At 63.9% G+C, this 4,768-nt stretch carries 6 protein-coding genes and 1 pseudogene; 4 read left to right on the top strand and 3 right to left on the bottom strand.

What is annotated here, in order from left to right:
- Positions 1-238, bottom strand: a pseudogene (locus tag AHiyo1_RS24590) (hypothetical protein); the annotation flags it as partial.
- A 19-nt stretch (positions 239-257) separates the two neighbouring features.
- A complete protein-coding gene (locus AHiyo1_RS08310; protein ID WP_059388238.1) occupies positions 258-1,043 on the bottom strand; it encodes an alpha/beta fold hydrolase in 786 nt (261 codons plus the stop codon).
- 168 nt (positions 1,044-1,211) lie between these two features.
- Here AHiyo1_RS08310 and AHiyo1_RS08305 point away from each other — a divergent pair, with 168 nt between their 5' ends.
- The 4 genes from AHiyo1_RS08305 (at position 1,212) to AHiyo1_RS08290 (ending at position 4,439) form a co-directional block, all read left to right on the top strand.
- A complete protein-coding gene (locus AHiyo1_RS08305; RefSeq protein ID WP_059388237.1) occupies positions 1,212-2,009 on the top strand; it encodes a phosphatase PAP2 family protein in 798 nt (265 codons plus the stop codon).
- Between the two features lie 10 nt (positions 2,010-2,019).
- Positions 2,020-2,556 (top strand): DedA family protein, encoded by a 537-nt coding sequence (locus tag AHiyo1_RS08300; RefSeq protein WP_253257214.1) that lies wholly within the window; start codon positions 2,020-2,022, stop codon positions 2,554-2,556.
- A 120-nt stretch (positions 2,557-2,676) separates the two neighbouring features.
- A complete protein-coding gene (locus AHiyo1_RS08295; protein ID WP_059388236.1) occupies positions 2,677-3,351 on the top strand; it encodes a response regulator transcription factor in 675 nt (224 codons plus the stop codon).
- A gap of 11 nt (positions 3,352-3,362) precedes the next feature.
- Positions 3,363-4,439, top strand: coding sequence for a sensor histidine kinase (locus AHiyo1_RS08290; RefSeq protein ID WP_084784415.1), 1,077 nt, complete (start codon positions 3,363-3,365; stop codon positions 4,437-4,439).
- A gap of 5 nt (positions 4,440-4,444) precedes the next feature.
- Here the strand turns inward: AHiyo1_RS08290 and AHiyo1_RS08285 are convergent.
- The coding region (locus tag AHiyo1_RS08285; protein ID WP_148667502.1) for an HNH endonuclease at positions 4,445-4,768 on the bottom strand (324 nt) is incomplete at its 5' end.

Genomic DNA, 4,768 nt, shown 5'->3' with positions numbered 1-4,768 from the left:
CCTGGGCTCGCCCGAGCGAGGCCCCAAGCTCCAGGACGCCGGCGAATTCCTTGGTGCCGTGCCGGACAAGCATGTTGACGGCCCACGCCGCCGTCGAAGGCTTGGGCAACTGGGCGATTTGTTTCGCCAGTTCGGCATCCCCATCCGACTTGGCTTCCTTGGCCCGCGCAGTGCGGGCCGCCGTGAAGGCCGAGGGAACCAGTGTGTAGAGCTCGACGGCGATCCCGGCCAGGTTCATGGTGAAAGCGAGTGCCGTATTACTCGGCGAGGAACTCGGCCAAGGCGTCGGCCATGACGCTAGGTTCCCAGCCGTGGTTGGCGCCTGGAATGGTAGCTTTGCGGGCGCTCGGGATGTTGGCCACGATGGAGTCGGCCGCTTTCGGCATGATCGGGACGGTCTGCTCGCCGACTATCGCGAGGGTGGGCTGGGTGATGCCGGACCAGAGCTCTGCCCGAGGCGCGGACTGGGACCACGCGAGGGATTCGGCGTCGGCCAAAAGGCTGGGGCCCAATTCGATCATGATGGGCCATCCTGGACTGTTCTTGGCTCCGGCCAGCCACTCCGGCGGCATGTCCTTCATGTAGTACTCGATGGTGCCAGCCTTGTCGCCGGAGGCGACCCGTTCCTGGAGCCCGGCGAAGAATTCAGCCCCGCCGGCGCCGAGTTCTTCGCTCAGCGGAGTCTCCCAGAGCGCGAGCTTCGTGACGGGCAAGCCTGCTGCCGCCGCTGCCAGGGAAATCGAGCCACCGGACGAGCTCCCGAAGAGCGCGGCCTGGCCGCCCACGATGTCGATGAGCGTGGCGAGATCGTCGATGTTGTCCTTCAGGCTGAATGACGGAGCCTCAGCGCTTTCCCCTCGGCCGCGCCGGTCGTAATTCAGCACCGTGAACCCCTTGGCGGCCAGGAGCTTGGCCATTTCCATGGTGTTGGAGTCGAAGCCCCTGAATTGCATCGCGCCGCCAACCAGGATGACGGCAGGTCCTTCGCCGTATTGGTCATACCCGATGCGGGTACCGTCTTTCGAGATCGCAAATTCGGACATCCCAGACCCTTCGATGTGGCGGACAGTAGGTTCCTAAACTCTGGGGCCCATCCACGTGCGGGTCAAGGGGAAAGGGCCGTGTCCAGGAGTTCTTAAGAGCTTCTTAAGTGCCCCACGGGAGAGTGGAAACAGGCCGCACAACGGCCGTCACCCCGAACCGGAGACACCATGCGATCACACCCCAAGCAGAACACTTCCACGGAAGGCCGCGCTTCCGCCGTCGTCCGTCACAGTGTGCCGTTGCTTCCCCAGACGAGGTTCTGGCTCCTGTGGGGCATTGTCCTCGCCGCGGCAGTGCTTGCCATTGGCTTCAGCGTGCAGGCGGTAGCGGGTCTGACCACTGGGGAATTCGGTATTGACCAGGAACTCAGCCGCCATCACCTGGGCGCACTGACCACCGCGGCCATGGCTTTGAACGTCCTCTTCGCCCCCGTAGCGGGAGTCTGCATTGTCCTCGTGATCGGCTTGTACCTTTGCCTGGTCCGCAAGTCCTTCGTGCGGGCTGTCATGTTTGTGCTCTTTGCATGTTCGGGCTGGGTTGCCAGCGAGGTATTCAAACTTATCGTTGCCCGCCACCGGCCCAACCCCGCGCTTCTTTTCGACCCCCTGGCTCCGGAAACGGGTTCCAACAGTTTTCCCAGCGGCCACACCGCCTTCGCCGTAGCGCTCGCCTTCGCTCTGTACTTCCTGGTCCGGGGAAGCCGGTGGGGCGTCATCACTGCGTGGGCCGGTGCTGTCATGGCCGTGGTGGTGGCGTGGTCGCGTATCTACATCGGAGTCCATTACCCCAGCGACGTTGTGGCGTCATTCCTCGCCACCAGCGCCGCAGTGATCGTATTGGCCGGGCTCTGGAACCGGTACGCCCCTCGGGTTTTCGCGCGGCTACCGTTTGGCGTTGCATCAGAAGCAGGCGCCTCGGAAGCAGCCGCCTCGGAAGCAGCCCCAACCCAAGCACACGGATCCTGAGGAGGACCCCATGCACGTACTTTCCGCCATGCCCGCATTCCTTGATCCCACCACCCTCCTCCAGGGCTTGGGCCCTGCGGCGCTGGGAGTAGTGGCGCTGATCGTCTTCATCGAATCCGGTCTCCTGTTCCCTTTCCTGCCCGGTGACTCCTTGCTGTTCACCACGGGCCTGCTTCACCAGCAACTGCAGCTTGAACTGCCTGTGTTGATCGCCGTCGTATCAGCCGCCGCCATCGCAGGAGACCAGATCGGCTACATGCTTGGGCGCAAGTTCGGACGGCGATGGTTCAAGGACGACGCCCGGGTCTTGAAAACCGCCCACTTGGACGCGGCCGAAGAATTCTTCAAGCGCCGCGGCGGCCCCGCAATCGTCTTGGCCCGCTTTGTCCCCATTGTGCGGACGTTTGCGCCGCTCAGCGCAGGCATCGCGCGCTACAACTACAAATCCTTTACCCTGTGGAACATCGCCGGGGCCGTCATTTGGGCGACCTCCGTGACACTCCTGCTCGTGGCTGGGACACTACGAGTTCATCGCAAACAACATTGACGCCATTGCCGTAATCATGGTTTTGGTCTCCGTCCTGCCGTGGGGAGTCGAGTTGCTCAAAAAGCGGCGCAACGTCAAGGTAGGCGCCGCGAACGGGCACGCCGGGGAAGAATAGGCAGCATGACAACAGCTGAGCGGCCGGCCCTCCTCTTGGTCGAAGACGACTCCGCCCTGGGGCCGCTCATCAGCGAACTCCTGGAGCCGGACTTCTCTGTCCGCTTGGCTGTCAATGGGCGCGACGGGCTCCACCTCGCCTTGACCCAGAGTTGGGATGCGATGGTCATTGACCGGGGGCTGCCGGTCATGGACGGCATCGCACTCATCAAGGCCCTTCGTGCCAAGGGGATTGCCACCCCGATCCTCATCCTGACGGCGCTCGGTGCCACCGATGAGAAGATCCGGGGCCTCGACGCCGGGGCGAACGATTACATGAGCAAGCCGTTCGACGCCATGGAATTGGCCGCCCGCTTGCGAGCCCTCACCCGAACGTACGCGCTGCCGCCCCAGACCCTGGGAATCGGGGATTGGGAGTTCGACGCCGGTGCCCGCTCCGTGCGCTCCGTGTACGGTTCCGTCGTCACCCTGACGGCGAAGGAGGCCGGGCTCCTCGAAATCCTGGCCGGCGAACCCGAGCGTGTGTTTACCCGTGAAGACCTCATCAACGCCTTATTCCACCCCACGGACCAGCCGGGCGTGATTGACACCTACGTCCACCATTTGCGCCGCAAGATTTCCAAAACGGTGATCCGGACAGTCCACGGCCTCGGATACCAGATCGGCGACCCCCATGACTGAGAACGACACCCATGACTGAGAACCCGGACCAGGAGACGCTCCGCAAAGCCTCCCTGAAGATCGCAGTGCGGATCAGCGCGGCATGCGCGGTTTTGGTTCTTTGCCTGCTTGCGTCCGCCGCGATCTACCTCTTCAACCAGGCGCAGCATCCAACGCTGCCGGGACCAGGCGAAACCGACTCCGTCTACGCATATCTGGACACAAAGGACCTCCTGAAGGCCATGATCGTTGCCGGCATTGCGGGGATCCTCCTCGCCGGTGCCATCGGCTGGCTCAGCGCGCGGAGCGCCATCAGGCCTCTTGGCGAAGCGCTTGCCCTGCAGCGACGTTTCGTTCAGGACGCCAGCCACGAATTGCGCACGCCCCTCGCCATCCTCGATGCACGGGTCCAGCTCGCCCAGCGCGATGCCGCCGCGGACTCAAAAACGGGGGAAGCGCTCGCCCGCATCCGAAATGACACAGCTACCCTCACCGGCATCGTCAACGAATTGCTTGTCGCAGCCACCGGCTCGCCTCCGGACGCAGCCGCAGAGCCGAGCGATCTCGCCAAGGTGGCGGGTGCCGTTGTCGAGAGCTTGCAACAGCTCGCGGGAGAGAAGAACGTCCGCGTCACCCTGACGGAAAAGGACCGCCCCTTCGCGCTCATTGACAGCAATGGCTTCCGACGTGCCCTCCTCGCGCTGGCCGACAACGCGCTGGCACACACCCCAGCTGGCGGCCAGGTGGGGATCACGACGGCGGTGCTCGGCAACCGCGCAGTGGTCACGGTTTCGGATTCCGGGGCTGGGATCAAAGGCGTGGACCAGACCCGGATCTTTGACCGCTTCGTGAGGACACACAGTCCGGAGGGCGCACCAGGCCAGCGCAGCTTCGGAATCGGCTTGGCGCTGGTCCGTGAAATCATCACCGGGGCCCGCGGCACTGTGGAGGTTGAGCGCAGCGGGCCGCGGGGAACGGTCATGAGGATCACCCTGCCGCTTGCTGCGAAAGATGCGGGCCCCAAAGATGCGGCGCCGAAAGACGCGGTTCCGAAAGACACCGGCCCGAAAGACACCGGCCCGAAAGACACGTCGTCCGGCTCGGCATAGCTTACTTAGGCGGCCCGCAGTTTGGTGGGTTGGGCGTATTTAAGCGCCTTTGCATGGTGTCGGAGCTTGCGTCGGTGGCTTCTGGAATCTGGCGCCGTGGTCATGGATAGCCCGGTTCCTGGCAGCGGCGGTGCTGTTGATCGGTAGCTATGACCGGTGGGGGTGCGGATTTCGAGGACATGCTGTGTCCCGATGCCGGGTTTTGCCGACCCGGTTTGTGCTGTCCAGCCGGGGAGTTCTTTGGCGAAATTGCATGCTTCGCACAGGCCCGCGCCGTTGGCCAGGCTGGTGGGTCCGCCGTCGTGCCAGGGGATGATGTGGTCGAAGTG

The organism is Arthrobacter sp. Hiyo1, from assembly GCF_001263615.2.
Lineage (GTDB): Bacteria > Actinomycetota > Actinomycetes > Actinomycetales > Micrococcaceae > Arthrobacter.
Note: the sequence above shows the minus strand (reverse complement) of the source record. Positions and strands in the feature narration are given on the sequence as shown.